Consider the following 19797-nt stretch of genomic DNA (forward strand, 5'->3'; position numbering starts at 1 on the left):
AAACTGAAAAACATCCTGCGGATATGAAAACAAGAAAAAGGAAATATACGACAACGATTCTGGCGACGGCCCTGCTGTTCTCTCTGGGCGGATGCGTGAAGGACGAGCTGCACGACACGCCGCATCCCGACACAGGGAAGGTCACCGTCACCGTCGACTGGAGCGACCGCGGCGAGGGCGTGGACATCCCTGCGGAGTGGACAGTGACGATGGGCGGCTATACCGGCACGGAGACCGGTGCGACCCACTCGCCGGACTATCTTTTCAATCCGGGCAGTTATACCCTTGCGGTGTATAACCCTGCCGACGACATTATGGTAAGCGGCACCACCGCCGCAGTAGTTCAAGAAGCAGGCAACGGGGCATACATCAGCAACACTCCCGGCTGGCTGTTCACCTCCGTGCAGGAGGTGGCGATAGAAGCCGACACCGACTACTCGCTGACCGCCGTCATGCGGCAGCAGGTGCGGCAGCTGACCCTCATGATCGAGCCGACGGGCGACGCGGCAGAGCGTATCGAGAGCATCGTGGGCACGCTGAGCGGAGCGGCAGGGACACTTGACTTCGCCACGGGTACCTACGGCACGCCTTCGGAGGTGGAGCTGCACTTCACGAAGATAACGGATGGTGACGATGCGGGCAAGTGGACGGCCACCGTGCGGCTGCTCGGCATCGCGGGCAACCTCCAAAGGCTCACCGCCACGTTGACCTACACGGACGGCAACCCACAGCCTACCGCCCTTGAGAGCGACCTCACGACAGCCCTTGACGGCTTCAACGACGGCAAGACCGCGCCTTTGACCCTCGGCGGCACAATAGCCGAGACCCCAGGCGAGGCGGGCTTCACCGGTGAAATCACAGACTGGGAAACAGTGGACGGCGGCGGAGTGGATGCCGAAATGTAAAAGTAAAAAGAATCATTAGAAATACAGAAACGATGAAGACAAGATTATTCACCTTTGCGGCACTGGCACTAGCGCTTGCTGCCTGCACCAACGACAACGAGAACCTGAACGACGGCCCCGTGGCCGCAGTGATTAACGCCGAAATTTCCGACGCCGTAGCCACCCGCGCCAGCGGTACCGCCTGGGCGGAACGTGACGAGATAGGCATCTCCGAAAGCCGCTTCGGCTACGCCAACGTGCTCTACCGGTGGGAAAACGGGAAGTTCACACCGGCAGGAACCATTATCTTCTTCCAAGATGACGACCCGACCACCTTCTCCGCCTACTATCCCTACGATGCGGACGGCGGAACGCTGACCGCCACCACTGATGCCACGGCGCAGCAGAACCAGCCCGCCATCGACTTCCTCTATGCCACCGGTGCCACTGCCAGTACGCACAATCCTGAAGTGAACTTTACCGACGACACGGCTGCGGGAGGCACGGACTGCTCCTTCCACCACTGCATGAGTCAGATTACGCTCACCTTCAAGGCAGGAAGCGGCGTGGACTTCAATACCATCAAACCCACCAGCTACACACTCTCCGGACTGGTGTTGGCGGGCAGCTTCGAAACTACTACCGGCACGGCAAAAACAGATGAGAACGCACAGACAGCCGACCTTACAATGGAACTGGACGGCGCACTCACCTCGTCGGTCATCCTCTTCCCGCAGTCAACGACAAGTATCGAACTGAGCGTGAACTACAACAGCCAGCCCTACACCGCCACGCTCACCGTTCCCGACGGCGCACTGAAGGCAGGCAACAACTACACCTACACCGTCACCGTCCGCAACAAGGACCTGAGCATCAGCTCTGCCACTATCAGCGACTGGAACCCGGTGAATGGCGGCAACGTGAACGCAGACCTTTAAGTATATCATTCCTAAAAGACTAAGAATATGGGCAATAGACTTCCATTGCATATACTGTCCGCGGCAACCGTCCTGCTTTTTGCGGCGACTGCCTGCACGCGGGACGACCTCGGCGGCGGCACGTTGCCCGAAGGCAAGTATCCATTGGTAATCCGCGCCACCGGCCTGCAAGCCGTGGCAACCCCTGCCTCCACCCGCGCCACCGTGGACGGCGACTGGCAGGGCGTACAGACCGTAGCCCTCAGCGTGGGCGGCACGGTGAAGGAATACGATGTGACGGCATCTGATGCCGACGGCTACAAGACAGCCATCCTGAGCAGCGACACCGACCCCTTCTGGTGGACAAGCCGTGAGGACATCACCGTTTCGGCATGGTGGCCATACGGCACCACGATGCCCGATGTGGTAGTAAAGGAAGACCAAAGCACGAAGGAAGGCTTCGAGGGCAGCGACTTCATCTCCGCCGAAGCCCAGGCAGTGCAGTTCGACCACCCGATGCTTGAGTTCAGCCACCGCACGGCGCGTATAACGGTTCTTCTAAAGCCGGGAGACGGCATCCCGAGCGTGACGGGAGCCAATGTTTCCGTGACCGGCCTGGGCACGGATAACGGCAATCCCGCCACTATCCGCACCTACGCGGCGGGCAGCGACACCTACGAAGCCCTCACCGCACCGCAGACCGTGAAGGTGAATACCCCGTTCATACAGGTAGATTTAGGTGGAGGTGCTTACTATTTCCGTCCGCAGAACGATGTGGTATTAGAGGCTGGCTGCCGCTATACCTACACCGTCAGTGTCACCGCCAAGGGGCTGGAACTGGCAGGCTGCACCATCGGCGGCTGGACCGACGGTGGCAGCGAGAGCGGTAATGCGACAGACCTGGGTGACGGATACACGGTTTCCGAAGATGGTAACACCTATACCGTCTATACCGACGACGGCCTGATGGCATGGGCGGAAGCGGCGCAGGGTAACCCGTCGTTGAATTGTACCTTGACCCATGACATAGATCTTTCGGGTACGGAATGGGAACCGGTAGGCGACAGAAACAATGTTTACACAGGCACTTTCGATGGTAATGGGCATACGATTAGCAATCTGACAATTACAAAGGAGAATCTGTCTTTCGGTGATGATTGTGGAATGTTTGGCCGTGTGGGTACAAATGCAACCATAAAGGATCTGACCCTTGAGAGTGTGCGCCTGAATGTTGGTGCTGATGGCATTCCTATAGGAGCTTTGGCCGGATCTAATCAAGGAACCATCTCGAACTGTAAGGTTTCCGGGAATATCTTCGTTACAAACAATCGCGCAGGGTATGTCGGAGGCATCGTCGGGTGTATGCATTCCGGAGTTATACAATATTGCCATTCCTCGGCTTCCATTCAAGGTGGAAACTCAGATTATGTAGGCGGAGTATTGGGAGGCGAATATGCCACAGCAACAGTTATCAAAGGTTGCTCGTTTTCGGGTTCAATTACCAGTGATAATGCGGTTGGTGGCATTGCAGGACATTGTCTGTACTTCAATTACATGACTGGATGCTATTCCGTAGGAAAATTATCTAATCTATCAACAACTGCATATAGAACAGGAGGAGTTGTCGGCTTTCTGCAATGGGGTAGTGAAGCAACAGCTTGCTATTGGGACGGTTTCGATGGCGAGGGTGTCGGCTATTGTAATTCAGGTGAAGGCACTGGTGCTTACCAAATAGACGGCACCACCCACACCTGGCAGACCGCCACCGAAGCGATGAACACCGCCCTCGGCGCGGACAGCGAATATATATGGGAAACCACCGACGCGGACACGCCGCCGACCCTTGTAAAGAACAGATAAAACCTATTTAAGATGAAACGACATTTTTTAGTATACACTACGCTTGCCTCTGTGCTCGGCCTTGCAGCCTGCACGCAGGATGAATCCGGAATGCTGCCCGACGGCACGCAACCGCTGGCACTGACCGCCTCCATAGAGGGCGGCGCCGACACTCGCGCCACGGTGGATAACACATGGAGCGACGACGAGACCATGGCTCTGCAAGTGAACGGTGGGGACTGGTACAATTACACGGCAGGCGCCTCCGGCTATTTTACCGGCAACTACTATTGGCAGAGCAAAGACCCCATCACCGTGCAGGGCATCTGCCCCGCCACAGCCGTGGAAAGCACGACATGGAGCGTGAAGAACGACCAAAGCAGCGATGCGGACTATCAGTCGGGCGACCTGCTGGCAAGCGAACTGACGAACGTAAATTATGTCAGTACCGCCCACCTTACCTTCCGCCACCAGACTGCCAAAGTGGTGGTGAACGTCAGCTGGGAAGGTCTGCCCGACGCTATCGGTGCCACGGCGAGTGACATCGGCCTGGGCATCGGTAAGGATGAAAACATCTTGATGGACGGCACCTTCACACTCCCGACGGTCGGTAGCGGATACGGCACATGGACACCCGGCACCACGGAAGGCAGCATCACGCCCCACCTGTCCGGGACTACGGCAAGCGACTGCGTCGCTACCTACGAAGCCCTTGTCATCCCGCAAACCATCAGGAGCGGAGCTTGGCTGCTGACTTTCAACGCCACGAAGGACGAAGCCAGCTACGGCCCGTTCTACTACATGCTACAAAATGACACCGAATGGAAAGCCGGCTATAAGTACACCTACAATGTTACCATCACCCTCTATGGCCTTCAGGTATCGGTCGATACCGGTAGCATGACATGGGAAGAGGGCACAGGTGGCGAAGGCTCGGTAGATCTGCCCATTTAATGAAGGAAAAAAATGATATGTAAAAGACTGACATATTGCATCGGAGTATTCCTCTTCCTCCTGCTCGCCTCGTGCAGCAGCAATGACAGGGGTGCCGGCACGGATGCCGCCACCTACATTCCCGATGCGCCCGACTATGCCGACGCCACGATGTGGTACACCCGCACGAACAGCACGGCGGACAAGGGCGCGGATGTGTTCTACCTCGTCTCCACCTGGGAGACCGACTGGACTACGGAGGACGGGCGCGTCTGCCACTATGCCGACGTGCATAACGCCACGCACCGTGCCAACATGGACAAGGAGATTTCCCGCATCGCCGGTTATATGGGTGAGGCAGGCGACTTCTATTCGCCCTACTACCGCCACATCACCATCGAGGGATGGGCGACGCTGAACGAAGATACCATCAACAACCGCTTCCGCACCGCCTTCAGCGACGTGCAGGCAGCCTTCGACACCTTCCTCCGCGGGCGCCCCGACCCCGACCGTCCCTTTGTGCTGGCGGGCTTCAGTCAGGGCGGCAAGGCGGTGGTGGAGCTGCTGAAGACGATGCCCGCCGATGTGATGCGCCGTCTGGTGGCGGCCTATGTGCTGGGCTATAAGGTGACACCCGCCGACACGCTCGCCACGGAGAACATCCGTCCGGCGCGGGGAGCCACGGACACGGGCGTGACCATCTGCTACAACTCCGTGTCCGACGTGCGCTACATCCAGCCCGTGGTGGCAGCCCCCTGCGCGATGTGCATCAACCCCGTGAACTGGCGCACCGATGCCACGTCCGCCACGCTGCACGACACCATCACCGTCAGCGTCTCGCCCGAGCACCACGTACTGGTCGTGAAAGGTTACAGCGGCTCGGAATACCAGCCCATCCTGGGCTTCCTCAATGTGGGCGACTTCCACAGCGCCGAGCCGTGGCTCTACGAGGAATGCCTGCGCGAGAACATCCGGGCACGGGTGGAGGCTTATTATAAGGAACAGAGTTAAACGGATTTGAATGATACGCAAGATACTGACATATTACGCCGCCCGCATGGGCGACACCACCGCACACGGCGGCTCGATAGTACTCGGCTGCCCTACGGTGATGATTGGAGGATGAATACAAGAAAACGGAATATAAACGATAATAATAAAGAACGATGATATGGACAAGACGACAGTATCAAAGATGATTTTCGGTGCAGTACTTCTACTGTTCACCGCCTGCACGCAGGACGAACTGGGCGAGCAGGGCAACACTCTGCCCGACGGCCAATACCCCTTGCAGATAGGTCGCGTAAGCATCACCGCAGAAAGTAACGAAGAACCATGGACGCGCGTGGCAGAAAACGAAACGGACGGCATGGGCAGCCACTGGACGGGTGATGAAGAGTTCTATGTGAAGTTCGAGGGCAGCGACGAGGTGGGCATATACAAGATATCCGATGCCGCAACGGGTGCGGTGGAACCTGTCAAGTCTATCTATTGGAAGAGCACGCAGCCTGCCAATATCATTGCTTGGTATGCCAAGCCACAGCCCAATGCATACAACGGGATGACCCTCAGAGACCAAGACAGGAACGGCCTTGCCTACGTGCTGCGGGCCACGGCAAACAATGCAAGCTACGACACCCCGGTGTCCTTACAATTCAAGCACCAACTGGCCAAGGTGCGTGTTGTCACCAAAGGTACGGTCAATGTGGGAAGTATTGCCATTCAGTATCCACCTGATTGTTCCGTTAATGAAGGAATAGTAACATCTGGCGGACCTTGGGATTTTCTTGATTCATATAAAACCTATTATGAAGGCATAGGCACCTTCTGGGAAATCAATCTTCCGGCTGGTAATGATATAGCGTTTTGCAGAGTCACTCCTATAGAAAATTCAGCTATAATGAGGAGTGTCCCACTTACTTCTCCCGTAACCTTGGAGGCCGGCAAGGTCCACACCGTCACGATTACGGCAAACAGGGAGGGCACGCAGACCATCAACCTCGCCAATGAAGACTATGAAATCACCGGCGACGGCATCTACTACTTCAGCGGCACGGCCAGCCATGCCATACGGGTGACGGGCGGCAATCCGGAAATCTACCTGGAAGATGCGCAGATAAGTGTGGCGAGTGGCAATGCCATTGATATACAGGATGGTAGCCCCACTATCCATGTAAGGGGCGAGGGCAACACCGTAGCCTCCACCGACAACACGGGCATCGCCGTCTCCGGCGGAGCAACTCTCACCATTGAGGGACGCAGCACGGCGGACATGCTGACGGCTACGGCAGGCAACGGGGGCGCAGGCATTGGTTCTCCCCTTGGCGGTACAGTCGGCGGCAATATCACTATCGGCAATGTTACGATTCATGCCACCGGAGGTAGTGGAAATTCCGCTTTTGGAGGCGCAGGTATAGGCTCGTCCGGCAGCGGAAATTGCGGAGATGTCACAATCACGGACGCTGTGATAATGGCCAATGGCGGAGATTATTCGTCGGGCATCGGCATGGGATATGGAAATACTTCCCAGCCATCCATCGGCAAGATTACCATCACCAACTCCGATGTGACGGCTAAAGCAGGGCGTTATGCATCTGCCATCGGTTTTTCTTATACAGAAAGTGTGGTCAATCCTACGCCTGATTACAGGGCAGGACAGATAATCATTACCACGGATAATCTTGAGACGTTCTTGTCCAAGCTGACAGCCGGTGGTACAGCGCATGCGGAGTTTGCCGCGTATGCGCAACGGATAGGCGTAGGGTCACATGCAATACCGTATCCTCCGTCCTTGCTTAACCAAGATGGCTCAGGCCCGTGGGAAGGCGTGGTAATCAACGGAACTGTCTATGCGGACGGATATGAATAAGGCTACTCCAGTTTTCCCGAAGTGTCACTTCGATCATCACAAGGTGGAACTTTGACCGAATCGAAGTGGCACTTTAGGAAACACAAGGTGAAGCAGAGAAAGCTAACATAATTATTAACGACATTCTAAATTTTACGACTATGCCATTCTGGAAGAAAGCGTATCAGAAAAAGCAAGGGGTCTATTATCCCCAAGCCATCGTGCAGGGCAAACCTGTAGAAACGGAAACCATCGCCAAGGATTTGTCGAAGATTTCCACAGTGAGCAACTCCGATGTCCAGGCCGTCTTGGGCGACATTGCGGGTGTGATGCACACCCGCATGGCACAAGGCAAGAGCGTCCACATCAAGGGATTGGGCTACTTCCGCTATACGCTCGACACCGTTGGCGTAGAAGATTTGGAAGATTTCGACTTCGAAAAGCAGGTGAAAGCCGTCCGCGTGGAATTCATCCCCGAACGCACCCGCCTTGCCAACGGCACCTACACCCGTGCCCTCGTGGACAGCGACCAACTGGAATGGATCGAGCTTTCGCCCGACACGCAGGACAGCGACCCGGCGCAGGATGAGGATGACGAGGATGTAACGGAGAATCCGTTGGGGTAAAGTGAGAACAAAGCAGTCGCCCCACGTGGGTAGTGCAGCCCATTCAATCAAAAGGAATAAATTAAAGACAAGCGCATTGGAGCACAAGAAATTGCATCTGAAAATATCCGCATTGGTGTTCACTATGGTGGCGGTCATCGCAAGCATGGCCGCCATTTTGGTGCATGAACGCCAGCGGATAAGGGAGATAGAAGTCGAGTCCGCCGAGATACGACAAGTGCGCCGCGACATCAACACCGCCCACCGCCACATCACCCGGCTTGCCACCCTCGGCGAGAGCGTCATCGGGTGGAAAGAAGCCGACAGCACCCGTTACTGCGCCCTCCGCCTACGCACCGACAGCCTGCTGCAAGCCTTGAAGCCCCATTGCCGGGACTATGTTCGCCCGGCACAGATAGACACCCTGCGCACCCTCTTGGCGGAAAAGGAAGCCCATCTGCTGCACCTGACGGAAATCCTTGCCCGTCAGGACGAGGCGGACAGCCTCTTGGTGAACCATCTGCCCGAAGTGGCGCGTAGGGCGACACGCATCCGCACCGTGAAGCAGAAGAAAAGCGGATTGGCAGGGTTGCTCGGTGGCAAGAAAACCATACAGCTACTTCCGTCAGCCAAGGAACTGTACCAGTTCAGCGACAGCCTGATAGCCCTGCAACAGCGGCAGACGGCGGAAATGGATGCCTACGCCGACAGCCTGCGCAACCGCAACAGGACATTGAACCGGGAACTGAACCGTCTCGTCAGCGACCTTGACACGCAGGCACAGACCGCCTTCGGACATCGGGAACGGAAGATAGCCGAAGCGCAGGCATTGTCCGTGCGGCTGTTCACCATCACCATATCCGCCGCCATCGTCCTGCTGTTCCTGTCGTACCTCGCCATCCACAGGGAAATGAAGCACAAAGACCATGAGAGGAAGCGGCGTGAGAAACTCATCGACGAGTTACAGGAGAGCAACGAGGCAAATGAAAAGCTAATCAAGTTGCGGCGCAACCTCATCCAAAACGTCACCCACGAACTGCGCACCCCGTTAACCGCCATCAGCGGTAACGCCGAACTGCTGCTGAACGACATGGAGGCGGACAGCCGGACGCGCCACGCACAGACCATCCACGATGCCGCCGGACGCATGGCTGGAATGATAAACAACCTGCTGGTGTATTTCCGTCTGGACAGCGGAAAGGAAACGCCCGTCGTCAAACCGTTCAAGCTATACTCTATCGCCGATACATTGAAAACGGAGTTCGGTCCATTGGCGGCAAACAAACATCTTGCCTTCACGGTGGAAAATCATGTGGACGAAATAACAAGCGGCGACAAGAACCGCATCCTGAGCATCGGCGGCAACCTGTTATCCAACGCCATCAAGTTTACCAAGAATGGTACAATCACATTAAGCACCGATTATAAGGACGGCACATTCACGTTATCGGTGTCGGACACGGGAACGGGGATGACAAAGGAACAGCAACAGCGGATATTCATCCCGTTTGAGCGGCTGGGCAACGCCGTGACGGAAGACGGTTTCGGGCTTGGGCTTGCCATCGTCAGCGACACGGTGAAACTGCTGAATGGAAGCATCACACTGAAAAGCGAACCGGGCATAGGAAGCCGCTTCACCGTGAGCCTGCCCTTGCCCAAGGCGGAGGAAACAATGGTCACCGAAAAGACAACTGTTAAGCATTCCACGCTTTCCGGCTGCTCCGTGCTGGCGATAGATAACAACGGGATGCTGCTGGACATGATGAAGGAAATGTACAGGCAAAGCGGCGTAAAGTGCGACACCTGCCAGAGCGTGGACGAATTGACAGACCTGATGCGCACGAAGGACTACGACTTGCTGATAACCGACCTGAAAATGCCGGAGGTGAACGGCTACGAGGTGTTGGAATTATTACGCGCATCGGAAATCGGCAATTCACAGACCATCCCCGTAGTGGCAGCCACCGCCGCAGGGTATGTGGAGGAAGAAGAACTGAAAGGGAAAGGCTTTGCCGCCGTGCTATACAAACCTTATTCCATAAACGAACTGCTGGTCGTTACAGAGAGGTGCATCAAGCGGAATAAGACAAGCCGCATAGACCTTTCGCCCCTGCTCGCTTTCGGTGAGAAGCGGCGCACGTTGGAAAAACTGGCAACCACGACACAATCCGACATGGACGAAGTACGCAAGGCAATGGAAGGCAAGGATATGGAAGCGTTGGACGGCTGGGTGCATCACCTGAGAAGCTCGTGGATGCTGATAAAAGAAAGCCGATGTGCGCATCATCGCTGCCACTAACGAGGACTTGCCGACCGCCATTGCCGAAAAGCGTTTCCGGGCTGACCTCTATCAACGGTTGAAGGAATACACCCTGCATATACCGCCGTTGCGCGAGTGCAAGGAGGACATTATGCCATTGGCTGACTTCTTCCGGCAACTTGCCAACGAGGAATTTGAAAAGCAGATAAAAGGCTTTGACGCGGAGGCAAGAAAACGGCTGCTTGCCTATACATGGGGCGGCAACGTGAGAGAGCTGAAACGGGTCGTGCATTTAGCAATGGATTGTGGCTTTAGAGAGGTGGAGTTTGGATGATATAAATCGGTGGTACAATACATCCGTCTATCAACGTAGTAATGAAGCAACAAAAGAATGGTGCAATAAATAAAAGCATATAGGCATACGCACGCTGGCCTGCAAGCCTGCCCGCGCTCCAACCGGCCTGCCGTCCAGCTTGCCTGCCGACCGGTCTGCCGGCGTGCCTGCCTGCCGGCACACAGACAGGCGAACCTGCCGACAGGCTATTCGCAAATGGGCAGGCTCAAATATGATGTGGAAACGGTATGGAATTAAAAGCAAGACAGTACTACCGATTTTCATCAGCAAGATGTGCAACAAATGTACAATAATGATAAGATGTTTGATTTACTCTATTTTTCAGAGGAATAGCTTTGGTTATAAGGAAGAAAAACATTATTTTTGTAAATGAGAAAAGCGTTCTTTTGATTGATGCAGAACATTGCAGAATAGAGAAGCCCGCTGGTTTCCAAATATAATTGCTACACCGGTTTCGTGGTATATCATAAGCGTGTACTCGGCTAATTTTGTGGTGAAAGCACCGGTTGGTATTTCAGTCTTCTTATTCTCATTCCTCCTGGTGGCTTTCGTATCGTTAGCTACGATTGTGTTCCAGCTTAATAAGGCAGTACGCATCAATCCAAGTGATGTGATGAAAAGTGAGTAGAGGAAAAAAATAATACCTTACTCAAGTCTTGAAAAAACGTGGGCAAGTTTTACCTTAAATTTGCCCACGTTTTGATTAAAATTTGCCCACGTTTTTTTTAACAGTTTCTAACGCTTCTTTTGCTTTAATTTATCTTATATTCATTTGTCGCTCCACATTCCATTGTGTATCTTTGTAAAACTAAGTGCTTTATACAAAAAACAGACTTTATATGAACAGATTATATCCCATAGGAATCCAGAACTTCGAGAAACTTCGTAAGGGTGGTTTTGTTTATGTCGACAAGACTGCGCTTATACATCATCTTGTCTCTACAGGCGGATATTACTTTTTCGGTCGTCCGCGTCGTTTCGGTAAGAGTCTGATGATTTCCACTCTTGAATCTTATTTTGAGGGTAGGAAAGATTTGTTTGAAGGTCTTGCCATAGAAGGATTGGAGAAAGAGTGGAATGTTCATCCGGTGTTTCACATGGATTTGAACAGCCGCAATTATAAGGATGTTGATGCGCTTTATGGCATATTCAATCAGCATCTTGAAAAATGGGAAGAAGTTTATGGCGATGAGAAGAAGGACCGTGCTCCTGAAGAGCGTTTTGCATATTTGATAGAAAAGGCTGCAAAACAGACTGGTCGCGGTGTAGTAATCCTGATTGACGAGTACGACAAACCTTTAATCCAATCATTGGATGATGAGGAACTTCAGTCCGAGTACCGGAGTATCCTGAAATCCTTTTACGGTAACTTGAAATCATGCGATAAGTATATCCGCTTTGCTCTCCTTACGGGAGTGACCAGATTCAGCAGGGTTAGCATTTTCAGTGATTTGAATAATCTGAATGACATCACTATGGATCCTGACTTTGCGTCTTTGTGCGGTATAAGCGAAAAAGAACTTGTAGAATTCTTTGATGAAGACGTCAGAGTTCTTGCAGAAAAGCAGAACATGAGTTGTTCTGATACATACGCGATGTTAAAGAGGAAATACGACGGTTATCATTTCGTCCAGAATACAGAGGGAATGTATAATCCGTTCAGTGTCCTGAATACTTTTTTCAGAATGATGCCTGAAAATTATTGGTTCTCCACCGGTACGCCGACCATACTCGTAAAACTCCTTCAGAAGAACAATTACCTTCTGAGTGATTTAACAGATAATGCAGAAGCAACAGCCGATGAGCTTACCGGGCTTGAGACAATAAACACCAATCCTATTCCTTTGTTCTTCCAGAGCGGATATCTTACGATAAAGGAGTATGATGAACGTTTTAAGAATTATATACTTGGTTTTCCTAATGAGGAGGTTGAACAGGGATTCCTTAACTTCCTTATGCCTAGCTATATGAATATGCATGGCAGGAATACCAGCTTCCATATAATGAATTTCATCAAGGAACTGGAAAAAGGAAAGATTGACAGTTTCATGGAGCGTCTTCAAAGTCTCTTTTCAGATACTCCATACGAGTTGATCCGCGACACTGAACTTCATTATCAGAATGTTCTTTTCATAGTATTCCGTCTTATGGGTTTCTTTACTCATGCCGAGTATCATACATCGCAGGGCAGGATAGATATGGTAGTTAAAACTCCACAGTATATCTATGTAATGGAATTCAAGTTTGAGGGCAGTGCCGAGGATGCCATAGCTCAAATAGACTCCCGAAACTATGCCCTTCCTTTCATGTCTGATGGCCGTAAGGTTTATAAGATAGGGGTTAATTTCAGTGGGGAAACAAGAAATATAGAGAAGTGGATAGTATCCGATTAAGCGATATAATGAATACACTTAGTATCAAACGTGCGTATTTGCAACATGAATGTGCGGATACGCACGTTGTTTTATATTGATATTTGAATGTATTATCTTGATTAATAGGTGATTATGCGTTTGGCATGATTTTTGATTATATTTACTATGAGAACATATTATGAATTTTAGGAATACGTCAGTTTTATACTGGTGTGTTATTTAAATTAAATGACTTTGGATATGATATTACATTATTTGAAAGTAGCCGTACGCAGCCTGATGAAATTCAAGATGCAGAACATTATAGCCATATTCGGACTGGCTATGTCGTTGTTTTGCTTTAGTGTCTGCCTTTATTGTAGCAGGTATATATTCAGTACTGATGATTGTTTCAGGAATAAAGACAGGATAGTTGAACTATACTTAGAACGTTCTGACAATAATTTCAGTAGTATAACTTCAGGAAGTTTGCCTTCTTTTTTGCGAGGTCAAGGTTTGAATGCAAAAGCCTTTTGTGGGGTTGCATTTCCGGATGAACGTTCATATAACATTGAAGTATCTGAAGATAAACTATTGCCTTATGATCTGATGTTTATGGAGACTGATTCCTGTTTTAATGAAGTCTTTACCCCGGAAATATTACATGGCAGTTGGAAAAAAGCAATGCAGAATCCAAATTCGGTAATTCTTTTTGAAAGTACAGCTAAACGTATTTTTGGTTCAGCCGAAAAATCAATAGGTAAACGTATGGTTTTAAACAGACGTTTATATACTTCGCCAAACAGTACGCCTCGTGAAGGAGGGATAAATTATGTGATACAGGCGGTAGCCAAAGATTTGCCATTGAATAACAGTCTGAACTTTTTATGTAAAACGGATGCTTTGGCTATTAATGATACAGAAGGGCAAATCAATGACAGAAATTTGCCGGTAATGGCTGCCAGTACATTCGCATTGGTGGAAGATGCCGGTTCGGTACAAAGTTTTATTAAAGAATTAGATGACAGAAAACTTGACTTTGAAATCTTTAATGAGAAAAGGAAAGTATCTGGCGGTACTTTCGGAACTTATTTTTGGAGTGGTGAAGGTGTAGCATTATATTTTGCTAATATTACTCTTATAGCCGGAATACTGGTATTGGTGGTTGGCTTGCTCAATTTCTTTCATTTCATAATTGGCTCTTTCCTTATACGTGTGAAAGAATGTAATATCCGTAGGGTGAACGGTGCAGGATTTAAAGATATGTTTCTGATGTTTTTCGTACAGATAAGTGTTTCTATATTTTTGTCGGCATTCGTTACTTATCTTATCATAGAGCTGCTTTCTCCGTTCCTTAGTCTTACACTGGTACGTTTCAGCATTGTCATAGATCCGTATTTACTGATGTGGCAGACTTTTACTTATCTTATTGGCATCATGGTGTTGTGTATGGTTATATCGTTGTTTGTAATAGTAAAAGTGAGACGGTCGTTTGTCACTCAGAAACTTAACACGGTCACCGGAAGATATGGCAGGCACAGGTTGAGAAATTTATCTTTGGGAATGCAGTTGTTTATCAGTCTGATATTTATTTCGTTTGCAACGGCATTGTACATGCAATCTGTGAATACAAACAATTCTGTTTTCGGAACATTGTCAAAAAACGAAAAAGAACGTATCCTTAGTGTTCCACTCGATTATTCTTTTATGGATAATAATACTAAAAAGACATTAATAGACAAGTTTAAACGATGTCCGGGTGTGGAAGATATCATTATTTCAGATATCAATTATCTGCAGGGAGTTTCAGGTACAGGACTTTTTCTGACAGAGAAAAGAGAAAATTATGTTGATGCAAATGTAATGCGTGTATCACCGAGCTTTTTCCGATTTATGAATATAGGTATAATATCCGGTAATGAGCAGAAAACATTGGACGAGATGATAATAGATGAGGTACTTGCCAAACGTATAAGCAAGGATATTCAATTAGGGAAAGTTTTGTATGACTATAATAAAGGATATACACTTGTAGGTATATCAGCTCCTTTTGTATCGTCTAATTATTCTGGTAGGGAATTAAACGGCTTTATGTTTGTACCCTCTGATTTTTCGGATTACATAGGACATTGTTATGTTAAATGTTCTGCCAATCGTTTGGAAGAAGCTGTTTCGTCAATAAAATCTGTAATGAAGGATGCTTTGCCGGAAAGTATTGAACTCTCCATACCTACAATGATGGATGATATATATGAGGAACATGCTCTGGAATTCAAACTGAGAGGTATTGTACTCTTTATGTCAATCATAGCACTTATCATCTCTGTGCTTGGGATTTATTCAGCAATAACTCTCGACACCGAATACCGCCGTAAGGAAATGGCTATAAGGAAGATAAACGGAGCAGGAGTTCGTCAGATAGTATTGATTTTTGCAAGGCTTTATATAGTGTTGGTTATCGTTACTGTGGCTATAGCATTCCCTATAGTGGAATTCCTGTTGCGAATGTTCAGCAATATGTATTATTCTTTTATAGATACAGGTATATTGTTTTACGGAGGAATATTGTTGTTTGTGGTGTTGCTCATTACTCTGACAGTTTATGTCCGAATAAAAAATATAGCGCGAATTAATCCTGCTGAGATTATAAAGAGCGAATAGATTGCATATTTTCTCACTTTAGTTTATCTTTGTAGAAATAAGTGCGATGCCTCATTCAAAAAAACAGACTTTATATGAACAGATTATATCCCATAGGAATCCAGAACTTCGAGAAACTTCGTAAAGGTGGTTTTGTTTATGTCGACAAGACTGCGCTTATATATCGTCTTGTCTCTACAGGAGGATATTACTTTTTTGGTCGTCCGCGCCGTTTCGGTAAGAGTCTGATGATTTCCACTCTTGAATCTTATTTTGAGGGTAGGAAAGATTTATTCCATGGACTTGCAATAGAGGGCCTTGAAAAGGACTGGGATGAATATCCCATATTTCATATAGATTTGAACAATGAGGAGTATAATTCCCGCAAACGGCTTGAAGGTGTACTTAACAATTATCTTGTGAGATGGGAAAGGATATACGGAAGTGAACCTTCGGAGGAATCCCTTTCGTTGAGATTTGCCGGACTTATCAGACGTGCATCGGAGCAGACCGGTCGCGGTGTAGTAATTCTTATTGACGAGTACGACAAACCTCTTATTCAATCATTGGATAATGAGGAACTTCAGTCCGAGTACCGAAGTATTCTGAAATCCTTTTACGGTAATCTGAAGTCGTGTGACAAGTATATCCGCTTTGCTCTCCTTACGGGAGTGACCAGGTTCAGCAGGGTAAGCATTTTCAGTGATTTGAATAATCTCCGTGATATAACGATGGAGAATGAGTTTGCATCATTGTGTGGTATCAGCGAAACAGAATTGATAACTTATTTTGAATCAGACATACGCGAATTGTCGGTAAATATGAATTTAAGTTACGAAGAAACGTGTGGTCTTCTTCAGAAAAAATATGACGGTTATCATTTTACCGGCAATAGCGAAGGAATGTACAATCCCTTCAGTGTGTTGAATACATTCGCTTCAATGAAAATAGAAAACTACTGGTTTTCAACCGGTACCCCGACCATACTCGTAAAACTTCTTCAGAAGAACAATTACCTTCTGAGTGACCTGACAGGCAATGCTGAAGCCACTGCCGATGAGCTTACCGGGCTTGAGACAATAAATACCAATCCTATTCCTTTGTTCTTCCAAAGCGGATATCTGACGATAAAGGAGTATGACCCTGAATTCAAGAACTATATACTTGGTTTTCCTAATGAGGAGGTTGAACAGGGATTCCTTAACTTCCTTATGCCTTGCTATATGAATATGAACGGCAAGAATGCCAGTTTTCATATAATGAACTTTATAAAGGATATCCGAGCAGGAAAGATCGACAGTTTCATGGAGCGTCTTCAAAGTCTCTTTTCAGATACTCCATACGAGTTGATCCGCGACACTGAACTTCATTATCAGAATGTTCTTTTCATAGTATTCCGTCTTATGGGTTTCTTTACTCATGCCGAGTATCACACATCTCAGGGCAGGATAGACATGGTGGTGAAAACTCCACAGTATATCTATGTAATGGAATTCAAGTTTGAAGGCAGTGCCGAGGATGCCATAGCTCAAATAGAATCCCGAAACTATGCTTTACCTTTCATGTCTGATGGCCGTAAGGTTTATAAGATAGGGGTTAATTTCAGTGGGGAAACAAGAAATATAGAAAAGTGGATAGTAGCAGATTAAAGTGAAAAACGATATATCTACTGTGTGAAGCGTGCGAATTCGCAATAATAATGTGCGGATACGCACGCTTTTGTATATCCTGTTTTTATGTAGGATGCACATATTCAATGTGTTATGCGTATGGCACGGTTTTTGATTATAAAGAATTATAAAAACGACTGTTTCATGTAAATCTAGAATTTCAATGATAGTACATTATTTAAAGATGGCTTTACGCAGCCTGATACGTTATAAGGTACAGAATATAATCAGCATATTAGGTATCGCTGTAGGTTTCGTGTGTTTTGCCTTTTCCATGATATGGATAAAGTATGAAATGAGTTATGACAGTTTTCATCGTGGGGCAGACAGAATGTATGTTATGTATGGGGAAGGGGGGGCTGCTTTAGATTTCAAGAATTTATCATACTCGGTGTCGTATCCTATGGCAAGGGATATGGTAAATCTGTTTCCTGAAGTAGAAGAGGCATCTTCTTTTATGCAAGGTCCTATTTTTATCGGCAAAACGGCAGAAGAGAAAATCGAAGTACCAGAGATAGTTGTTGATTCGGCATTCATCAATATGTTTGATGTCAGGCTGATAGACGGAAGTCTGAGTTTCCTTGACAATGAATCGGAGATTGCTGTTACAGATGAAACGGCGATGCGTATTTTCGGAACAACGGATGTGATAGGGAAGGAATTGTATCTGTTTTATCAAAAAGAGACTAAAAAGATTTCAGCTGTAGTTTCCGGTTTTGGCAAACATACAAATTTCGGTTATGGTATATTAACCGGAGTGAATAAAAGCTTGCGGAATGATTATCGTATAGGAAACTTCAAAGTATGTGTTCGTCTGAAAGAGGGAACGAATCTTGATAATTTAATAAAGAAATTGCATTCTGATGATATCCGAAAGATGAATTGGGGATTTGGTTATAAAGGTTATAATTTGCAGAAACTCACTTCATGCCGTTATACCATTTTTCATGATGACAACAGGGTCTCTTTGATGTATATTAAACTGTTTTCCATAATCGGGGTGGCAGTAGTACTTATTTCTTTGATAAATTTCTTCTCTCTTCTTGTTACACGCATCAGTATTAGAAAGAGGGAGATTGCTCTCAGAGTATCTTGTGGCTCCGGTATATGGGGAATGACATCTCTCTTTGCAACTGAACTTCTTATTGTTCTGTTTTCCGCAGGATTAATTGGCATGGTTCTGATGGAGATTCTTGAAGGGAAGTTTGTTGAGTTGTCGGGTGTAGAGGATGAATTTTATTTATCTTCATTGCTGTATTTTGTCTTACTTCTTGTTGCATCACTATGTGTTTCTTTGATGATAATCCGATATTATTCATCGAAGTCTCTTTCGGGAATGTTGAACCGTAGAATGACTTCCGGAAGAAAAGGTATGACATTTCAGGGTAGCAGCATAGTACTTCAGCTTGTCATTTCTGTAATGATATTGTTTGGTCTGTCTGTTATATTCAGGCAATTGCATTATCTGGCAGAAAATGAAGAGGTGGGGTTTGAACGTGAGGGACGTGCTACACTTAGAATCTATCCTCTGAAAGATGAAACAGTCGATTTTCTGAAAACTTTGCCATACGTTTATGAAGTCAAGAAAATGTATTCGTTATTGCCGCGTAGTGGTACAGCAAGTATGAGAGCCGATTCATGGGATGGAAAAACTGACTCACAGGAATCTATTATCCTGCATACGATTGACGAGGGGCAGGAGTTCATGGATTTTTATGGCTTGAAACTGCTAAAAGGTTCACACTTGTCCGAGCAGGGTGACTTGAAGTCAGCAATCATCAATGAAACAGCTGCCAGAAAATTCGGCTGGAATGACCCGATAGGAAAGAAGTTCAGAGATTTCACGGTTGTTGGGGTAGTAAGGGACTTTCATATCTCTTCGCCCACAATACCTGTCCAACCGTTTGTGCTGACTTTGAAGTCTAGTTTCAGGTTGTCTAAAGATATTGTACTACGGTTTGATGAAAGTCATGAAGATGAATTGCGTAAGGAAATAGAGAAATATATCAAGGAAAATAATTATTCCGATTTTGCAAGTTTCACTACCATTGACGAAGTATATGATAAATACCTCACTTCCGAGCGTTCGCTTATGAAACTACTTATGTTTGTAGCTGCTGTATGCATTATTATATCATTATTTGGAGTATATTCTCATGTTTCTTTGTCATGTGAACGACGCAGGAAAGAGATTGCAATAAGAAAGATTAATGGAGCTACAGTATCGGTAATAATGAAGATGTTCATAAAAAGTTATTTTACAAAGCTTCTGCTGTCTTGTATCATAGCTTTTCCTGTTGTTACATTGGTTATGAAGATGTGGCTCGAACAGTATGTTGAGCAAACGTCCATTGGAATATCGCTGTATATATCTGTATTCTTACTGTTATCGCTGTTGATATTGATTTGTATATGGCACAGTATATGGAAGGCTGCCAATGAAAATCCTGCTGAGGTTATCAAGAGTGAGTAATAAATTTAGAAAATAACAT

14 protein-coding genes and 2 pseudogenes are annotated in these 19797 nt (G+C 47.7%); 15 read left to right on the forward strand and 1 reads right to left on the reverse strand.

Going from position 1 to position 19797, the window contains the following annotated elements; translation table 11 throughout:
• The first annotated feature begins 23 nt into the window (after nt 1-23).
• The 10 genes and pseudogenes from I6E24_RS06715 to I6E24_RS06755 all read left to right on the forward strand — a co-directional run.
• Nucleotides 24-905 (forward strand): FimB/Mfa2 family fimbrial subunit, encoded by an 882-nt coding sequence (locus I6E24_RS06715; RefSeq protein ID WP_235327309.1) that lies wholly within the window; start codon nt 24-26, stop codon nt 903-905.
• Nucleotides 906-937: 32 nt separating this feature from the next.
• Nucleotides 938-1822, forward strand: coding sequence for a fimbrillin family protein (locus I6E24_RS06720; RefSeq protein WP_235327280.1), 885 nt, complete (start codon nt 938-940; stop codon nt 1820-1822).
• 27 nt (nt 1823-1849) lie between these two features.
• Complete coding sequence (locus tag I6E24_RS06725; protein WP_235327282.1) at nt 1850-3661, forward strand: fimbrillin family protein; 1812 nt, start codon at nt 1850-1852, stop codon at nt 3659-3661.
• Nucleotides 3662-3673: 12 nt separating this feature from the next.
• Nucleotides 3674-4594, forward strand: coding sequence for a fimbrillin family protein (locus tag I6E24_RS06730; protein ID WP_235327284.1), 921 nt, complete (start codon nt 3674-3676; stop codon nt 4592-4594).
• A 12-nt stretch (nt 4595-4606) separates the two neighbouring features.
• Nucleotides 4607-5584: a DUF3089 domain-containing protein gene (locus I6E24_RS06735; protein WP_235327286.1), complete on the forward strand. Its 978-nt coding sequence runs from the start codon at nt 4607-4609 to the stop codon at nt 5582-5584.
• 37 nt (nt 5585-5621) lie between these two features.
• Nucleotides 5622-5699: pseudogene (locus I6E24_RS17350) on the forward strand (PAAR domain-containing protein); the annotation flags it as partial.
• A 243-nt stretch (nt 5700-5942) separates the two neighbouring features.
• Nucleotides 5943-7442: a fimbrillin family protein gene (locus tag I6E24_RS06740; RefSeq protein ID WP_235327311.1), complete on the forward strand. Its 1500-nt coding sequence runs from the start codon at nt 5943-5945 to the stop codon at nt 7440-7442.
• A gap of 140 nt (nt 7443-7582) precedes the next feature.
• Nucleotides 7583-8047: an HU family DNA-binding protein gene (locus I6E24_RS06745; RefSeq protein ID WP_235327288.1), complete on the forward strand. Its 465-nt coding sequence runs from the start codon at nt 7583-7585 to the stop codon at nt 8045-8047.
• Between the two features lie 76 nt (nt 8048-8123).
• Entirely contained in the window at nt 8124-10325 is a 2202-nt protein-coding gene (locus I6E24_RS17620; RefSeq protein WP_455577810.1) for an ATP-binding protein, read from the forward strand.
• Nucleotides 10291-10587, forward strand: a pseudogene (locus tag I6E24_RS06755) (sigma 54-interacting transcriptional regulator); the annotation flags it as partial. The gene I6E24_RS17620 and the pseudogene I6E24_RS06755, both read left to right, overlap by 35 nt.
• Before the next feature lie 63 nt (nt 10588-10650).
• Here the strand turns inward: I6E24_RS06755 and I6E24_RS06760 are convergent.
• On the reverse strand, nt 10651-10905 hold the full coding sequence (locus I6E24_RS06760) for a hypothetical protein (RefSeq protein ID WP_235327290.1): 255 nt from the start codon (nt 10903-10905) through the stop codon (nt 10651-10653).
• 139 nt (nt 10906-11044) lie between these two features.
• Here I6E24_RS06760 and I6E24_RS06765 point away from each other — a divergent pair, with 139 nt between their 5' ends.
• From I6E24_RS06765 to I6E24_RS06785, 5 genes are all read left to right on the forward strand, one after another.
• Nucleotides 11045-11269 (forward strand): hypothetical protein, encoded by a 225-nt coding sequence (locus tag I6E24_RS06765; protein ID WP_235327292.1) that lies wholly within the window; start codon nt 11045-11047, stop codon nt 11267-11269.
• 211 nt (nt 11270-11480) lie between these two features.
• Nucleotides 11481-13034 carry an ATP-binding protein gene (locus I6E24_RS06770; protein WP_235327293.1) on the forward strand — a complete coding sequence of 518 codons (1554 nt, stop codon included), beginning with the start codon at nt 11481-11483 and terminating at the stop codon, nt 13032-13034.
• A gap of 222 nt (nt 13035-13256) precedes the next feature.
• On the forward strand, nt 13257-15656 hold the full coding sequence (locus tag I6E24_RS06775) for an FtsX-like permease family protein (RefSeq protein ID WP_235327295.1): 2400 nt from the start codon (nt 13257-13259) through the stop codon (nt 15654-15656).
• A gap of 74 nt (nt 15657-15730) precedes the next feature.
• Nucleotides 15731-17284 carry an ATP-binding protein gene (locus I6E24_RS06780; protein WP_204402283.1) on the forward strand — a complete coding sequence of 518 codons (1554 nt, stop codon included), beginning with the start codon at nt 15731-15733 and terminating at the stop codon, nt 17282-17284.
• A gap of 184 nt (nt 17285-17468) precedes the next feature.
• Nucleotides 17469-19778 (forward strand): ABC transporter permease, encoded by a 2310-nt coding sequence (locus I6E24_RS06785; RefSeq protein ID WP_235327297.1) that lies wholly within the window; start codon nt 17469-17471, stop codon nt 19776-19778.
• Nucleotides 19779-19797: the final 19 nt, after the last annotated feature.

It is taken from the genome of Bacteroides caecigallinarum (assembly GCF_021530995.1).
In the GTDB taxonomy this organism is placed as follows: Bacteria; Bacteroidota; Bacteroidia; order Bacteroidales; family Bacteroidaceae; genus Phocaeicola; species Phocaeicola faecigallinarum.